The organism is Desulfobacter sp., from assembly GCA_028768545.1.
Lineage (GTDB): Bacteria > Desulfobacterota > Desulfobacteria > Desulfobacterales > Desulfobacteraceae > Desulfobacter.
In genome coordinates this window covers 3,162,442-3,179,016 of the sequence record CP054838.1, presented here as the reverse complement: position 1 = coordinate 3,179,016, position 16,575 = coordinate 3,162,442, and the positions used below count along the sequence as shown (strand labels likewise).

Annotated in this window: 16 protein-coding genes; 8 read left to right on the top strand and 8 right to left on the bottom strand. The window is 47.0% G+C overall.

Going from position 1 to position 16,575, the window contains the following annotated elements:
- Positions 1-10 precede the first annotated feature (10 nt).
- A complete protein-coding gene (gene aroL, locus HUN05_15460) occupies positions 11-538 on the top strand; it encodes a shikimate kinase AroL (GenBank protein WDP86349.1) in 528 nt (175 codons plus the stop codon).
- Positions 525-1,592, top strand: coding sequence for a chorismate synthase (aroC, locus tag HUN05_15455; GenBank protein WDP86348.1), 1,068 nt, complete (start codon positions 525-527; stop codon positions 1,590-1,592). The genes aroL and aroC overlap by 14 nt, the downstream gene beginning before the upstream one ends.
- 18 nt (positions 1,593-1,610) lie before the next feature.
- Here the strand turns inward: aroC and HUN05_15450 are convergent, their stop codons facing one another.
- Positions 1,611-1,925, bottom strand: a complete 315-nt coding sequence (locus HUN05_15450) for a hypothetical protein (GenBank protein ID WDP86347.1) — start codon at positions 1,923-1,925, stop codon at positions 1,611-1,613.
- Between the two features lie 193 nt (positions 1,926-2,118).
- Complete coding sequence (locus tag HUN05_15445) at positions 2,119-3,426, bottom strand: TolC family protein (protein WDP86346.1); 1,308 nt, start codon at positions 3,424-3,426, stop codon at positions 2,119-2,121.
- Positions 3,427-3,638: 212 nt separating this feature from the next.
- Here HUN05_15445 and HUN05_15440 point away from each other — a divergent pair, with 212 nt between their 5' ends.
- The 5 genes from HUN05_15440 (at position 3,639) to HUN05_15420 (ending at position 8,365) form a co-directional block, all read left to right on the top strand.
- Positions 3,639-4,529 carry a phosphoribosylaminoimidazolesuccinocarboxamide synthase gene (locus tag HUN05_15440; protein ID WDP86345.1) on the top strand — a complete coding sequence of 297 codons (891 nt, stop codon included), beginning with the start codon at positions 3,639-3,641 and terminating at the stop codon, positions 4,527-4,529.
- Positions 4,530-4,533: 4 nt separating this feature from the next.
- The gene (locus tag HUN05_15435; protein WDP86344.1) at positions 4,534-5,514 is read left to right on the top strand and encodes a ParB N-terminal domain-containing protein; all 981 of its coding nucleotides are present in this window, start codon (positions 4,534-4,536) and stop codon (positions 5,512-5,514) included.
- A 2-nt stretch (positions 5,515-5,516) separates the two neighbouring features.
- Positions 5,517-6,626, top strand: coding sequence for a DNA photolyase (locus HUN05_15430; protein WDP88089.1), 1,110 nt, complete (start codon positions 5,517-5,519; stop codon positions 6,624-6,626).
- Between the two features lie 97 nt (positions 6,627-6,723).
- Positions 6,724-7,632 carry a hypothetical protein gene (locus HUN05_15425; protein WDP86343.1) on the top strand — a complete coding sequence of 303 codons (909 nt, stop codon included), beginning with the start codon at positions 6,724-6,726 and terminating at the stop codon, positions 7,630-7,632.
- A gap of 52 nt (positions 7,633-7,684) precedes the next feature.
- Positions 7,685-8,365 carry a 1-acyl-sn-glycerol-3-phosphate acyltransferase gene (locus tag HUN05_15420; GenBank protein ID WDP86342.1) on the top strand — a complete coding sequence of 227 codons (681 nt, stop codon included), beginning with the start codon at positions 7,685-7,687 and terminating at the stop codon, positions 8,363-8,365.
- A 108-nt stretch (positions 8,366-8,473) separates the two neighbouring features.
- Here HUN05_15420 and fusA read toward each other — a convergent pair whose 3' ends face one another.
- The 6 genes from fusA to HUN05_15390 form a co-directional block, all read right to left on the bottom strand.
- Positions 8,474-10,543, bottom strand: a complete 2,070-nt coding sequence (gene fusA / locus HUN05_15415; GenBank protein ID WDP86341.1) for an elongation factor G — start codon at positions 10,541-10,543, stop codon at positions 8,474-8,476.
- Positions 10,544-10,727: 184 nt separating this feature from the next.
- Positions 10,728-11,510 (bottom strand): TlyA family RNA methyltransferase, encoded by a 783-nt coding sequence (locus HUN05_15410; GenBank protein WDP86340.1) that lies wholly within the window; start codon positions 11,508-11,510, stop codon positions 10,728-10,730.
- Entirely contained in the window at positions 11,497-13,374 is a 1,878-nt protein-coding gene (locus HUN05_15405; protein WDP86339.1) for a 1-deoxy-D-xylulose-5-phosphate synthase, read from the bottom strand. The genes HUN05_15410 and HUN05_15405 overlap by 14 nt, the downstream gene beginning before the upstream one ends.
- A gap of 45 nt (positions 13,375-13,419) precedes the next feature.
- Positions 13,420-14,361: a polyprenyl synthetase family protein gene (locus HUN05_15400; GenBank protein ID WDP86338.1), complete on the bottom strand. Its 942-nt coding sequence runs from the start codon at positions 14,359-14,361 to the stop codon at positions 13,420-13,422.
- 1 nt (position 14,362) lies between these two features.
- Entirely contained in the window at positions 14,363-14,593 is a 231-nt protein-coding gene (gene xseB, locus HUN05_15395) for an exodeoxyribonuclease VII small subunit (GenBank protein WDP86337.1), read from the bottom strand.
- Between the two features lie 3 nt (positions 14,594-14,596).
- Complete coding sequence (locus tag HUN05_15390) at positions 14,597-15,931, bottom strand: exodeoxyribonuclease VII large subunit (protein WDP86336.1); 1,335 nt, start codon at positions 15,929-15,931, stop codon at positions 14,597-14,599.
- Between the two features lie 220 nt (positions 15,932-16,151).
- Between HUN05_15390 and HUN05_15385 the strand changes: the two genes are divergently transcribed.
- Complete coding sequence (locus HUN05_15385; protein ID WDP86335.1) at positions 16,152-16,556, top strand: hypothetical protein; 405 nt, start codon at positions 16,152-16,154, stop codon at positions 16,554-16,556.
- The last annotated feature ends 19 nt before the right edge of the window (positions 16,557-16,575 follow it).

Genomic DNA, 16,575 nt, shown 5'->3' with positions numbered 1-16,575 from the left:
CCCATTACCCATGACCTGTGTTTTTTTCATTGGATATCGATGTACCGGCAAAACCACCATTGGAAAGCTGGTTGCAAAAATGCTTGACCGGCCTTTTCTGGACACAGACCGCAGAATCGAAGACCGGTTTAAAACATCCATCGCAAACATGGTAAAAACTAAGGGATGGGAGTATTTTAGGCAACAAGAAAGCCAAACTCTGTCCTTGATCGATCTTTCAAAGGCACCCATCGTGGCCACAGGGGGAGGGATTGTTCTGGCCGCTGAAAACAGAAAATGGATCAAAAATTCAGGCCTGGCCGTCTGGCTTGATGCAGATGCCTCTACCCTGATTTCACGGATTTTAGCTGATCCTAATTCAGCCAGATTGCGCCCGAGTCTCACCCAGGCGGACCTTGAAGAGGAAACCATTGCCATGCTCAATGAACGAACCCCCTTATACCGGAATCTTGCCCATATTAAAATCAACACGGCTGACCATACCCCTGAAGCAGCAGCCGACCTTATCAAAAGGAGACTTGACCATGACAGGCTCTAGTTTTGGCAAAGCCTTTCAGATCACGACATTTGGAGAATCCCACGGCAAGGCCCTCGGCGTTGTCATCCAGGGCTGTCCTGCGGGCATCCCCATTGAGGAACAAACCATCCAAAAGGCCCTGGATCTGCGCAAACCCGGCACAGGACCGGCCTCAACCAAACGAAAAGAACCGGATGTCCCGAAAATTTTATCCGGGACCTTTGAGGGAAAGACCACAGGAACGCCCATCATGATTCTCATTGAAAATCAGGATGCCAAATCAAAATCCTACGATGATATCAAGGATGTTTTCAGGCCGGGTCACGGAGACTATACCTATTTTAAAAAGTTCGGCATCCGGGACTATCGGGGAGGGGGCAGGGCATCTGCCAGGGAAACCGCGGCCAGGGTGGCGGCAGGTGCCGTGGCCCAGATGGTGTTGGATCCCCATAAAATCAAAATCCAAAGCCATACAATCGCCCTTGGAGGGATATGGGCCAAAGGATATGACAAGGATGCCATTGATAAAAATCCTTTTAAAGTAGCGGACCTTGGGGCAGCCAATGCCATGGCAGAACGGGTTGAAACAATCAAACAAGAGGGGGACTCTCTGGGGGGAATCGTAGAGATCAGGGCTGTCAATGTACCTGCCGGCCTTGGGGATCCGGTATTTGACAAGCTGGACGGAGAGATTGCCAAGGCCATGATGAGTATCGGCGCTGTCAAGGCGGTTGAAATCGGTGCCGGCACAAGGGCTGCAGAACTGACCGGATCCCAGAACAATGACCCCATGACCCGTCAAGGCTTTTTATCCAACAATGCAGGCGGTATTTTGGCCGGTATTTCAAATGGGGAAGATATCATTGTCCGGGTTCATGTCAAACCCATTCCTTCAATCCTCAAACCCCAGCAAACCTTGAAACACGATGGAAAGAGCGTGACAATTTCAACCCAAGGCCGGCATGACATCTGTGCCATCCCCAGAATAAACAAGGTCTGCGAGGCCATGTTGACTCTGGTCCTCGCAGACCATCTTTTACGCCAGACCTGTCAGGCAGGAGGGTATATTCCTTAAATTCCGCCTGACAGCCTTTTATTTTTTGACAATATCGGTTTCCAGCTTATCGGCAATGGCCAGGGCTGAGTTTAACGCATCATTGATCATGAAAAGCTGAATCTTTAGGGTTTTCAATGATGCCGGGGTGGCTGAAATCCTGTCTGTTGAGCCGAGTATTTTGGCCAGCTCATTTGCCTTTTGGGAAAATTCATTGAGCCGCTCGCTGAAATTAACGATTTCACCTGCCCAATTGTTCCGTTCTTCCTGGCTCAGTTCGATGTTGGCATTTCCCGTTCCATTGATGAGGTGATCAATCTGATAGTCTTCAGGATTGGCGATAATTTCATACATGATTTGGCTCCTTTTGAGATGTTAATCCAAGACCGGACATGGAGAAAGGATAAGCAAGCCCTTTTAATTAGTCAAGCGTATGTGCTGAAAACATTAGGGATTCAGTATATGCAGGCCAATAAAAACCCCCATGCAGACCTTGTGCATGGGGGTGTCACTTTTTTTAGAGAACAAGTTTTAATTGAATCCTAGCTCATTTGCCTGAATCTGCCAAAAGATGGGTTAAAATATTGCCCTGGGTATAGATTATTTTTAAAATTGCCAGATAGTAGGTGTATTCTGCATTGGAGATCCTTCTTTGGGCGCCAACCAAAAGGGAGTTGGCATCCATGATGTCAATACTGTCAGCCATGCCGTATTTAAACTGCATTTGAACCGCATTATAATTTTCCTGGGCAGATTTTAATTCGTCTTCCAAATTGATCAAAGTGTTTTTGGCCGCTTCAAACTCCAAATAGGATTCCGTGGACTGAAGAACAATGACTTTTTTTTGGTCTGCCAGAGCCTGCCTTGCCTGTCGCTCCCTGGCAAGGGCCTGGCGGACCTGGGCTCCTCTTAATCCGCCGTCGTAAAGGGTAAAGGTTAACTGGGCCTGGATATAGGCATTTTCAGTATCATATTTGGTATCAGCGCTACTGCCTTTGTACTGAATATCATTTTCATTGTATCCCCCTTCAAGGTCCAGGCTGGGCCAATAATCTCCCTTTTCATAACTGACGGTACGATGGGCGATCTCAATGGCCTTTTGGGCTTCTTTGATTTCATACCGGTTCTTTTTGGCACTGGCTTCAATCTCCTGGCGGGTGATAGAAAAATCATCCGCATTGACCACATCCTCGGCCGATACCCTGAATCCCTCTTCAACCCCAACAAGTCGGACAATATTTGCCTTAGCAGCATCCACATTGTTCACGGCCACGATATGATCCGTCTTGGCTCTGGAGAGTTCAGCCTCGGCCCTGTAAAGGGCTGTCTTGGTCACATTGCCCACAGTCAGTTTTTCCTTTACCGAATTCCGGTAGGCCGTGAGCCGCTCAACTTCCGCATCTGCCACTTCGACCAACCGTTTATTGCTCAAGGTTCTGATATAGGACTGGGCCACCGTAAAAATATAGTCGGACCTGACGGCCTCTTTGGAAAACTGGGCCTTTTCAATCCCTTTTTTGCTCACATCATAGGCAATAAGCTCCCTGCCGTTAAGGGTAAACGACTGGGTCAGTTTACCGCCCAGGGTATTGGTATCCGGAGACATCTGGTCAGCATTTTTATAATTTAAATACCTGCCGTACAAGGTGGCTCTCGGAATCAGAACCGATCTTGCCCGCTCTTTGTCCTGCTCGGCAATATAAAGGTTTTCCTGGGCAATTTGAATGGTTTCGGCATTCTGGTTGGCCAGCGAACACAACTCTTTTAGGGTGTAAAGCGGTTCTGAAACCGCAGGAAAGGTCAAGCCCAGATTAAGCATTAGGGTCAGGAAAAGACAACGATAGATCCTTTTCATAAAATTCCTCTTTGATTAGAAAAATTATTTGCAAACTGATTTGGGTCCAAACATATTATGATGAATGATCCAGGTCAAGCCCTCTATTGTCATGGATAAAACTCATTTTCCAAACAGAAACGGAAAAGTTTTGTCAGGGAATAGAAAAGTAGCCTATTCTATGGTATTAATCAGCAAAATTTTTGTAAAAAATTGTAATTCAAAAGGAGGTTATGGTGAGTATAATTCCCAGCACAGAATACAAAGGGTTGCCCCTGGTCAGACAGGGCAAGGTCAGGGATATTTTTGATACTGAAGATGCCCTGCTCATGGTTACAACAGACAGGCTTTCCGCCTTTGACGTGGTTCTGCCCGATACCATCCCTGACAAGGGAAAGGTACTCAACCAGATTTCAGTCTTCTGGTTCAAACAGATGGAAGATATTGTCAAAAACCATATTATCTCAACTTCAGTGGATGATTTTCCCAAAGCCTTCCAGGGGTTCAAAAAACAACTTGAAGGTCGGAGCATGCTGGTAAAAAAGGCTGAACCCATGGCCGTGGAATGTATTGTCCGCGGATACATCTCAGGATCCGGATGGAAATCCTACCAACAAGAGGGTCATGTCTGCAACATTGACCTGCCCCAAGGCCTAAAAGAGTCTGATAAACTTGACACCCCCTTGTACACGCCCTCCACCAAAGCTGAAATCGGGGACCATGACATCAATATCAGTTTTGAGGAGACCATCAATATCATCGGCAGAGAAAATGCTGAAAAACTGCGGGACTTAAGCCTTGAAATTTACAATCGAGGTGCAAAACTGGCCCTTGAAAAAGGAATCATCATTGCGGATACAAAGTTTGAATTCGGCATGCTTGACGGAGAAATTATTCTCATTGATGAAATCATGACCCCTGACTCTTCCAGGTTCTGGCCTTTGGACGATTATGCACCGGGCAGGGGACAAAACAGTTTTGACAAGCAGGCGGTCAGGGACTGGCTCACCAATTCAGGCTGGGATAAAATCCCTCCAGGCCCGAAACTGCCCCAAGAAATCGTTGAAAAAACAAGCGCCACCTATAAACAAATTTTTAACCGCCTTACAGGTGAAACCATCTAAGCCCATGAATGATATTGACCATGCAACCATCCCTGTGTCGGCCATCAACCCGGCTGACACAGGGTTTCGTATTACAAGCCCGGAATTTGACATCCCAGGCCTGGCCCTTTCCATTTCGCAGATCGGGCTGACCACCCCCCCTTTAATTCTTGAAAAAGACCAGGGATATGTCATGGTCTCAGGCTTTAGACGGTTTGAGGCCGTCATATCTCTTGGATGGGAGAAAATTCACTGTAGAATCATGCGGGCAAACACCCAAGATTCTATGTTAAATGCCGCCATGAATGCGGTTGCCCAGAATGCATTCCAAAGACCTCTTGACCCTGGCGAATTGATCCGTGCCGTCCATCTTCTGGGTCAATACATGGATGATACCACCCTTGCCCAAAAGTCATCGGCCCTGTTCAACATGAGTTTGAATGTCGGATATTTAAAAACTTTGGCTGCCATTTATAGGCTGCCGAGTCAGGCCTTATCCCTTTTGGACAAAGGACAGCTCTCCATTAAATCAGCCAAGGCCATTACCCGGTTCGACATGGAAACAGCCAAGGCTTTTTTAACCTTATTTTCAAAAATACATATCTCCTCGGGCAAACAAATGGAGATCATGACCCTGGCCAGGGAAATTGCCGCCCTTGAAAACACGACGGTCCAGGACCTGTTCAACGCAAGTAAACTCCTTAAAGCCAACGATCTTTGCCCGCCTTCGGGACACAAAGATCTTGCCGCCCTTGGCAATCGCATCCGGGCATCGCTTTTAAAACAGCGGTTTCCAGAACTTGAACAGGCTCGGCAAAAGGCAGGCGTTCACCTGAAGAAATTAAAACTTGATCAAAATTTAAAACTCATACTGCCTGAAAATTTTGAAAGCATGATCTACTCCATTCATCTTGGATTTACCAGCCGCGATGATTTCAAAGAGAGACTCAAAACCCTTGAAACCCTCTTGGACCATCCTGATTTTATAGAGATTTTAAACCGATGAAAATGACAAAACTCACCCGGCTTTTCATGGATGCGAACCTGGATGTTGATCGTGAAATCCAGTATATTATCGATAAAACAAACCTGAGTCCTGAAATCGTTGAAAATGCCACCCCGGTTTACGATCTTGTCAACCAGGCCGATGATCCCATCCTTGCTGCCAAAAAAAATTTATACATCACCAAAAACAAAGGGGCTGTGATCCGAAAATGCCCGGGGACAAGCCATTACACCTGTTGTGACTACACCATTCTCCATACGGGTACCTTTTGCACCATGGACTGTTCTTACTGCATTCTCCAGGCCTATTTCCATCCCCCGCTGCTCCAGTATTTTGCCGGCCTGTCAACGCTTTCATCCGAACTTGATCCTATATTTAAACAGAATAAAATTCTTCGGATTGGTACGGGAGAGTATACGGACTCACTGATCTGGGAACCGATCAGCCCCATGCCCGGCTTTCTGGTAAAAAAATTTGCCGGCCAAAACAGATCCATACTTGAGCTGAAAACCAAAACCATTAATGTGGACTCTTTGCTGGACCTGGACCATAACTCAAAAACCATTCTGTCCTGGTCCCTGAACACCCCCAAGATCATCCAGGAACAAGAACGCGGAACATCAGGGCTCAGTGCCCGGCTGGCCACGGCAAAAAAAGCCGCTCAAAAGGGATATAAACTGGCCTTTCACTTTGATCCCATTATTCTCTACCCGGGGTGCGAGGAAGAGTATGAAAGGGTCATCTCTTCCATATTCACCCATGTCACCCAGGAAGATATCGTATGGATCAGCATCGGCACTTTCAGGTTCATGCCCCAGCTTAAATCCATTATAGAATCACGGTTTCCCGATTCCACCATTCCCTATGGAGAATTTATCCTGGGACTGGACAATAAGATGCGGTATTTCAAACCCTTGAGAATAAAGTTATACCAGCGCCTGGCCAAACTATTCAAAGAGATTGCCCCAAAGGTCATGGTCTATTTTTGCATGGAAGACCAGGAGGTCTGGGAAAAAACATTTGGCTATTTTCCCGGCAAACCAGGAGAACTTGGCCACCTGCTGGACAGGGCGGCAGCCAAACGCTGCAACCTTGATAAATCTTTATTGTAAGTAGTTTATAAAATGAACACCCCCACCATGGGGTATGGTAAAAATTAAATGGCTAAAAAAAATAACAAACCTATCATAAGATAATTTCGGAGGGTGAATGGATCCGATGGCATCAAAGCAAGAACAATGGATTAACGAGAAAAAAAATCCCATCAGTGCACGGTGGCAGGCAGGGCTTGAAGCGGTGATGGATCTTTTTATACCTCAATTGGAAAAAGGACGGCTCACCCCGGTCTGCCCCCTTGATGAAAAAGAAATGGATTTGTTCAACCAGGCCCTGGCCATCATAGACCTAAGCCCCGGATTATGGGCAGCCTTTCTTCCCCCCTCCGTTGCAAATGCCATCTTTGCCCCGGATACGGTTGAAACACTCTTGCGGATCAACAAACAAAATCCGTCCTATAAAATCATTATCCAGCGGCCCGGCAAAGACGACCGGATACTTTGCGCAGAAATTTCCAAGGATGCCCACCGTCCTGGAATCGATATTTTTCAGTCAGGCGCCTTTCTGGGAAACTTTGACTATAAAACCCATGAGATCTGCATGCAGGAATTGGCCAAGGCCATCCGGGTCCATGCATGGCAAAAAGAGGCCTGGCAAAAAGAGGATTACATGGCTTACGCAGTCAACTGGTTTGAAAAAATGGCATTCCTGAAAAATAAAGAGGTGGTTGTGGATAAAAACCATTGTTTTTTCCATAAGCCCACATTGATTAAAACCGACCGAATTGATGCCTTGTTTTCTCTTTTAACCCAGGAGATACACCTTCGTTTGGAAAAAAATCCCAGGGATAAAGACCAGGAGAGTCAAAAACAAGAGCGGTCTTCCCTTGAGCCACTTGCCCAGACCTATCTTCTGGATCTGCTCAATTTAGTAAAAGATCTTGAACTCATGGATTTTGCAGACTTTACCGACGCTGAAAATCAAAAATTTAAAACCGAGTTTACCCGGTCGGTAAGAAAAATTTCATATGACCTGGAAAACGCCCAGGCCACCGGGGGGTAGGCTGAACACAGACTAAAGTTGAGATTCATTAAAACCCATTGAAAGATGGATTATGAAAAACATAATTTCCTTATGCCTCTGGATTGTGGGCGGAACATTTTTTTTAATCTCTTTTTCCATACTTTTCATCAGTTTTTGGACCTTGACCCGAAAAAAAACCTTTGGCCTTGCCAAAAGCTTGTTTGGCATACAGATCAGGCTCATGGGCATTCGCTTGAAAATTTCAGAAAAGGAAGATATTGATCCTGAGCAGACATATCTGATCATGGGCAATCACCAGAGCCTCTTTGACATTTTTGTCCTCCCTGCGGCCATCCCTTTGGTTTTTACCGGGGTAGAGGCCTCCTATCATTTTTCCATTCCCGTCTGGGGATATCTCATCAAAAAATGGGGATGCATCCCCATAGAGCGGGGTAACCTTGAACAGGCCCAAAAAACATTGTCTGAAGGATTATCCATTGCCATTCTTCCCGAAGGCCACAGGACCAGGACAGGAAAACTGGGACCCTTTAAAAAAGGTCCATTTCATCTGGCAAAAAAGACCCAGGCCACCATTCTTCCCTTTGGCATTTCCGGGTTGTACGAATTTCAGAGCAGGGGGGGATTTCTCTTAAAGCCGGGCAGGGTGAATCTTCGCATTGGCAGACCCCTTGGCTACAATCGTTACAAACATCTTTCCACAGACGAGTTAAAAGAGATGATTTTTGATCAAATCAACTGGCTTTCCAGATAAAAAAGGCCCGGACAATCTGCCCGGGCCCTTAACGGGTCTAATTTAACTTAAAAAAAGATAGCCTTTTTTATCTTTAAAACAAACCCACCTTCTTTTTATTTAAAGAAGTTACCCTTCTTTTTCCGCATTGACTGCGTCAATGATCTTTTTGGACATATCCCCGGGGACCTCGTCATATTGCTCAAATTCCATGGTAAAGGTGCCGCGTCCCCCGGTCATGGAGCTTAGATCCGGTGCATAGCGAAGCATTTCCGACATGGGAACCAGGGCATTGATGATCTGCTTTTCATCTTCTGAATCCATGCCCAACACTCTGCCTCGTCTGGAGTTCAGATCCCCCATGATATCACCTGTGGCATCATCAGGTACCTTGACCGCCACTTTCATGATGGGTTCAAGGAGAACCGCCTTGGCTTCAGCCGCTGCATTTTTAAAGGCCAGGGAGCCGGCCATTTTAAAGGCCATTTCAGAGGAGTCAACCGAATGGTAGGAACCAAAGTCAAGGGTGGTCCTGAAATCCACACAGGGAAATCCGGCCAAAAGACCTTTTACCATTGCTTCTCTAATACCGGCTTCTACGGCAGGAATATAATTTCTGGGAATCACGCCGCCCACGATTTTATCGACAAATTCATATCCGGATCCCTTGGGCAGAGGCTCAAGCTCTATCCAGCAGTCACCGTACTGACCATGGCCGCCAGACTGTTTTTTATGCTTACCCTGAACCCGGACTTTTTTCTTGAAGGTTTCTCTATAGGCCACCTTGGGCGTGGCAATCTCCATGCCCACGTTAAATTTTCGTTTAATCTTCTCTGCCGTCACTTCAATGTGAACCAGCCCCCGTCCGGAAAGGATGGTCTGGCGGGTCTCTTCTTCCCGTTTCAGCACAAGGCCTGAATCCTCTTCAAGAATCTTGCGGATGGCTTCATGAATCTTGTCCTCATCGCTCTTGGCCTTGGGAGAAATGGCAAAGGAGATGCATGGGGGCAGGGGTTTGGGTCCCTGAATCTGAATATCCTGGCCTGTGGTCAGGGTATCTCCTGTCAGGGTATCCTTGAGTTTGGCCACCGCAACAATGGCACCGGGAAGGGCACCGGTGATATTTTTCTGCTCTTTGCCGGCAATTTCCAGAAGCTGGGAAAATCTTTCCTTGGAACTCTTGGTGACATTGAGGATATTGCCCTCTTTGCCAAGGGTTCCTGAAATCACCCGGAACAAAGATAGACGGCCCGCATAGGGATCTACAATCGTGGCAAAGACAAAGCCTGTAAATTCAGCATCGGGATCCGGTTCAATCTCAACCTCATTCCCCTCGGCATCTTTGGCTTTCCAGGCGCCCCGATCCAGGGGAGAGGGCATATAGTCGTTGATAAAATCAAAAACCAGATCAATGCCGATCATCTGAGTGGCAGAGGTACAAATGGCCGGATAAAACTGGGCATCCAAAACCCCCTGGCGGAATGCCGACTTGAGTTCGTCCTCTGTCAGTTCTTCGCCTTCCAGATATTTTTCAAGCAGATCATCATCAAGCTCTGCGACATTTTCAATAAATTCTTCTTTAACCACGGCAATCTCATCTGCCATGTCAGCCGGGATATCTATTTTTTTGGCTTTTCCCTCTTCATCATATTCAAAGGCCTGCCCGGAAACAATATCCACAAGCCCCTTGAAATCTTCCTCCTTGCCAATGGGATAACAAATGGGAATGACTTTCTTTTTCAAAGCTGTGTTGCTGGCTGCCACTGCGGTCTCAAAATCCGCTCTTTCACGGTCAAGTTTATTGACAATGACAACGCCGGGCAGATTATATTCAAGGGCAGAGGCTGCAGCCTCTTCTGTCATGGCAGAAGGCCCGCCCACTCCGTCAATGACAAAGGCCATGCTATCGGCAACAGGAAAACAGGTCTTGGCAGCAGAAAAGAAATTTTGATCACCCGGAGTATCCATTAAGGTAATAGTATGCTTATTGTGGGTGTATTTAATGAATGATGTATTGATACTCTGCTGCTTTTTGGTTTCTTCAGGCTGAAAATCCATTACGGTATTTCCCTCTTCAACCCTGCCAAGGCGATTGGTCACCCCGGCTTTAAACAGCATAGCCTCAGCAAGAGTAGTCTTGCCTGCACCTCCATGACCGGCTAAGGCCACATTTCTCATTGTTTTAATTTCTTCGCTCATTACTGCTCCTTTAATCAATTAATAGAATAAAACTGTACGCATTTTGATTTTATTAATAAGTGATTGCCTAATCTCTTCTCTTTTTGGATACAATCCTTTCATGGTTAAACAATTAATTAAAAACCAATATTTTAATAATCAAATTTAGATAAAATTAATAGGATTATTTTCACCCATTGGTATTTTAATGTCCAAACTCAAGGAAGATAATAAACTCCTGGTTTCCCTTGGGCCCTAAAATCGGAGAGGCTACGGTATCATGAACCTTGTATCCCCTTGAATCAAAAAAGGATTTAATATCCTCAACCACCTGGCCCCGAATTTTGGGATCTTTTACCACCCCGCCCTTGCCGACATTTTCCCTGCCCGCTTCAAACTGAGGCTTGATCAGGGCTAAAATAATGGTCCCCTTGCGCATAAATTTTTCAGCAGACGGAATCACTGTTTTCAGGGAAATAAACGAAGTGTCTGCCACCACGCAGTCCATGGGCTCGTTAATGGCTTCAAAACAAAGGTTGCGGATATTTGTCCGCTCGATCACCTTAACCCGCTGATCCTGCCGCAAAGACCAGTCAAGCTGCCCGTATCCCACATCCACGGCAAAAACTTTTTTGGCCCCGAATTGAAGCAGACAATCTGTAAATCCGCCGGTGGATGCACCAATATCAAGGCAGACGCTGTTTTTGACGGAGACCGGAAAAACCTTAAAAGCCTTTTCAAGCTTGAGCCCGCCCCGGCTTACATAGGGATGATCCTCTTTTTTAACCTGGATCACCGCATCCGCACGAACCTGGGTACCGGGCTTGTCCACCATCATATCATTGACCAGAACCTTTCCGGCCATGATCATGGCCTTGGCCCTTTGTCTGGACCTTATCAGCCCCTTTTTCACCAGAATAATATCCAGGCGGTTTTTTGCCAGGCAAGATTTTGCCAGGCGGTTTTGTTTGGGGTTATTCTCTGTCATTTAATTTAAGCCCGGCGTTGACAATGGATTCAACATCAATTCCATGGTCTTTTCGAAGCTGTTTTTGGGGGCCATGTTCAACAAAGGTATCTTTAATACCGATCCTCTTTACCCGGATATTTATCAAACCCGCGTCAGCAAACAATTCTAAAACAGCCGAACCAAAACCGCCGGCCAGCACATGCTCTTCCACGGTGATCACCTTTTTAATCTGATCAGCCTGTTCTGTGAACAAGGCTGAATCCAGGGGTTTGACAAATCGGGCATTGACCACGGTGGCCTCAACCCCTTTTTGGGCCAGTATCTTTGCCGCCTCAAGGGCGGCGTTGGCCGGCTGTCCCGCAGCCAGAATCAAAAGATCAGGCCCCCTTGTCAAAACCGTTGCCTTTCCCACCTCAATCACCCGGGGATTGGGATCAATATCCAATCCCTCTCCTTTGCCCCTTGGATACCGAAGTGCAATGGGACCGTTGTGGACAAGGGCTGTTTTAAGCATCCTTGCCAGCTCATTTTCATTCATGGGGGCCATCACCGTCATATTGGGCATGGACCGCAGATAGGCATAGTCAAAAAGCCCGTTATGGGTGGGTCCGTCTTCTCCCACGATACCGCCGCGGTCCAACGCAAAGACCACAGGATGGCTATCAATGCAGACATCATGGAGAATCTGGTCATAGGCGCGCTGTAAAAAGGTGGAGTAAATGGCCACCACCGGATGTGCGCCTTTTGAGGCCAGGCCTGCTGAAAATGTAACGGCATGCTGTTCTGCAATGCCCACATCAAAAAACCGTTCGGGAAATTCTTCAGAAAACCGGGTCAGCCCGGTTCCCTCGGGCATGGCAGCGGTCACGGCCACAATTTTTTCATCTTCTTTTGCAAACCGGACCATGTGCTTGCCAAAGACCGAGGTGTAAGAGGGCACCTTGGAGGCTGTGGAATTGCTCTTTCCCGTGTCCACGGCAAAGGACCCCACCCCGTGGAAATACACCGGATTTTTCTCAGCAGGTTCATACCCCTTGCCCTTGACCGTGGTCACATGGAGAAGCACCGGGGAATCCGGATTTTTAATATTGGTCATAATATCGATGAGATGATCGAGATTATGTCCGTTTATGGGTCCGAAATAATCAAAGTTAAAGGCCTCAAACAGCATGCCCGGTGTTACAAAGGTTTTAAATGAATCCTCCCACCGTTTGGCTATCTCGTACATGTCATCCCCGATTTTGGGCAAGGATTTTAAAAAGTTGCCAAACTGGTTTTTCTTGTTCTGAAGGAATTTATTGGACAGGGTCCGGGACAGATAAGAGGACAGGGCACCCACATTGGCGGAAATGGACATATCATTATCATTTAAAATAACAATGAGTTTTCGCTTGAGGTCTCCTGCCTGATTCAGTCCTTCATAGGCAAGGCCTGCAGTCAAGGATCCGTCTCCGATCACGGAAATCACATCCGAAGGATCCTGGTTCAAATATTTGGAATAACAGATCCCAAGCCCCGCAGAAATGGATGTGGAAGAATGGCCGACGGTAAATCCGTCATAGGGACTTTCTTTGATTTTGGTAAATCCTGAAAGCCCTTTATACTGCCTTAAAGAATCAAAATCCGGATTCCGCCCGGTCAGCAGTTTGTGTGCGTAGGACTGATGGCCCACATCCCAGACCAGGGTATCTTTGGGGATATCAAATACATAGTGTATGGCCAGGGTCAGTTCAACCGCCCCAAGGCTTGAGGCAAGATGTCCTCCGTTTTTGGAGACCACCTCAATCATCCTGTGCCGGATCTCCTGGGCCAAAAATCCTAGCTCTTTTCTGGATAGTTGCTTTAAATCATCTGGTGAATGAATCTGATCAAGAAAACTCAATATGGTCTTACCTTTTTGGTTGTTGATAGGCAAAAAATCATGGCCTTATCGATCTCGGTTAATAATATATCGGGCAATGGCCTTGAGGGCATCTGTATTTCCATTAAACAGGGTTTGGGCAGGCCCACCGTCTATGGCGCCAAGGGCATTGTCCACAAGTTCTCTGGCATAGGTTTTAGAGCCTTCAAGGCCGATAATAGAGGGAAATGTCATCTTATCATGAATCAGGTCAGATCCAACAGCCTTTCCCATGACATCAGGATCCCCCTCCACATTTAAAATATCGTCCATCACCTGAAAGGCTAAGCCTAAAAATCCTGAATAGGCTGTTAATGCCGAAAGGGTTTCATTGTCAGCACCGGCAGAAATGCCGCCGGCTTCAACACTGACCTGAATCATTTCACCTGTCTTATGCCTGTGTATTTTTTTTAAGAGCCCAAGCCTTTGTTCGCAGGTCATCTCATTTTTATCCATTGATTCGGCCTGCATATCCAGCATCTGGCCTTCCACCATTCCATTGACACCGGCAGCATTTGCTATTTTTGCCACAAGGGCCAGCCGGGTGGACATCTCGGGAAAACAATCAAAATAAGAATCCGGCCGGGCCAGAATGCAAAAAGCATGGGTTAAAAGCCCGTCACCGGCCAGAATGGCTGTGGCCTCGCCAAATTCTTTGTGACAGGTGGCAATGCCCCGGCGAAGATCGTCATCATCCATTGCCGGCAAATCATCATGGATCAGAGAATAGGTATGAATCATTTCAATGGCGCAGCAGGCGGGCAGGGCGATCAAAGGGTCTTTCCCGCAGGCCCGTGCGGCTGCCAAAGCCAGGATGGGTCTGATACGCTTGCCCCCGGCCATGAGGGAATGGGACATGGCCCGGACCAGTTCAAGGCTTGGATCCAGTTCTCCTAAAATCCGGGCAAGGGCAGATTCCACCACCCCCCGATTTTCAGTTAAATAGGCTGCCAGGTTAAATTCACTCATATCAGCCTAAATCTTTTTCAAAGGCAGATTCTTCAATCTTACCGTCATTGTCCAGGGTCAGCTGGGTGATCTTCTGTTCTGTCTTGTCCAGAAGATCAAGACAGAACTTTGTATGGGCAATGCCGGTTTCGTATTTTTTAACGGCCTGCTCAAGGGAAAGATCTCCGGATTCCATTTCACGGACAATCTCTTCCAATTGCCTGAGTGCTGTTTCAAAATTTTTTTTAGCCATATCTTATTCCACCCGGGTCACCAGGCGTCCTTTTGATAGAATAATTTCAACCCGGTCATCCCGGGCAACGGTTTTGGCATCCACAATCACACGGCCTGTGGCCACCTGCCTTGCAATACTGTATCCCCGGTCCAGAACCGATTTGGGATTTAAAGATTCAAGGGCGGCGGCAAGTTCGCGCACCCTTGCTCTGAGTCCTTGGGTCTGTTTGGCCATGGCCTGATCCAGAGCAGCTGCCAGCCCTCGAACATAAACGGCCTGTTCATGAATTCTGGGCAGGGGCAGGGTATTGTCAAGGGTGCGCCGCAGCCAGAACAGCCGTTCCCGGTCCCAGCTGAGCCTCATCTTCATTGCTAAATGAAGACTGGCCTCTTTTTCTTCAATCCTGAATCGAAAATCATCCACGACCCTGGCAGGACTTTTCAAACGGGCGGACAGGTCCTGAAGTCGCTGGGTCAAAACCCGAAGACGGTTTTCCATGCGCTGATTTAAAGCGGTTTGGTTTGCCATAACCTGACGAAGCAAGGCAGCCTGGTCAGGCAGGGCCATTTCAGCGGCAGCCGAAGGGGTCGGGGCCCTGACATCGGCCACGAAATCAACAATGGTAAAATCGATTTCATGGCCCACCCCTGTGATCACGGAAATCTGGGATTCAAACACGGCCTTTGCCACGGTTTCGGTATTAAATGCCCAAAGATCTTCAATGGATCCACCCCCACGGGCCAGGATGATCAGATCGCTCCTGTTTAATTCATTGAGGATGTTTAGGGCCTGTGCAATTTCATGTTCAGCCATATCCCCTTGGACCTTGACTGGAAATATTTCCAGGAGACATCCGGGGAAACGCCGTTTGGCCACATGGATAATATCCCTGACAGCCGCCCCCGTGCCTGAGGTCACCACACAAATTTTACCCGGCATAAAAGGGAGCTTTTTTTTATGGGAGGCATCAAACCATCCCCTGGCAGCAAGACTTGCCTTGAGCTGTTCAAAGGCGGCTTGAAGGTCTCCATGGCCCTCTTTTTCCAAATGCTCGAAAATCAGCTGATAAGAGCCCCTGGGTTCATACAGGGAAAGTCTTGCCATTCCAGTGATTTTCATTCCGTTTTCAGGAGTAAATTCAAGGCGCCGCTTCTGGTTTTTAAACATCACACAGGAAATAACGGCATGGGTATCTTTGAGGGAAAAATAAGAATGGCCTGAGGCGGGGGTCACATAGTTGGAGACTTCACCGCTGATCCATAAAAAAGGATATTGGTTTTCCAGAAGGTCTTTTAGTTCCCTGGTCAGTGCAGCTACCGTATATATACGGCCATTATTTTTTTTAACTGATCTCATCTATTGTGTCCCGGTGCAAAAGCAAAGTTTATATTTATAGAATATATCACTGAAAAAAGTCAATGAATGAAGAGATGAACTTTGAACAGAAAAGGGGGGGCAGTCGACCATAATTATCAAATAGGTTAATTTTTTTTAAACACCCTATTTTTTGCAACAGAACCGTCTTTCCCATCCATATCCCGCCGTTAAGGGAGCGCAAAGAGGATATACCCAAGCTTTGTACCCATTTTCAAAGTCCCTTGGCAAAAAGCCCCCTGCCATTTCAGACAAAGGGCTTGAAAAACTCATGGGCTACGGATGGCAGGGAAATATCCGGGAGTTGAAGAATGTATTGGAACGGGCCATGATTCTGTGTACCGGGAACCCAATCACGGCGGATTACCTGATTTTAAACCGAACCCAAGAAACATCCTTTGAAACATTGCCCCTGGATAAGCTTATCTCCATTATCATTTCAGAACACGGGATGAATCTTGAATCCCTTGAACACCATTGTATTGTCCATGCCATGTCCCAAACCCAAAACAACGTGTCCAAGGCGGCCAGAATATTAGGCATTTCAAGGGCCACCCTGAGGTATCGTCTGGAAAAATTAGATATGGCAAAACCGGATCCCAACTAAAGCTGTCCCGGAAAAATCC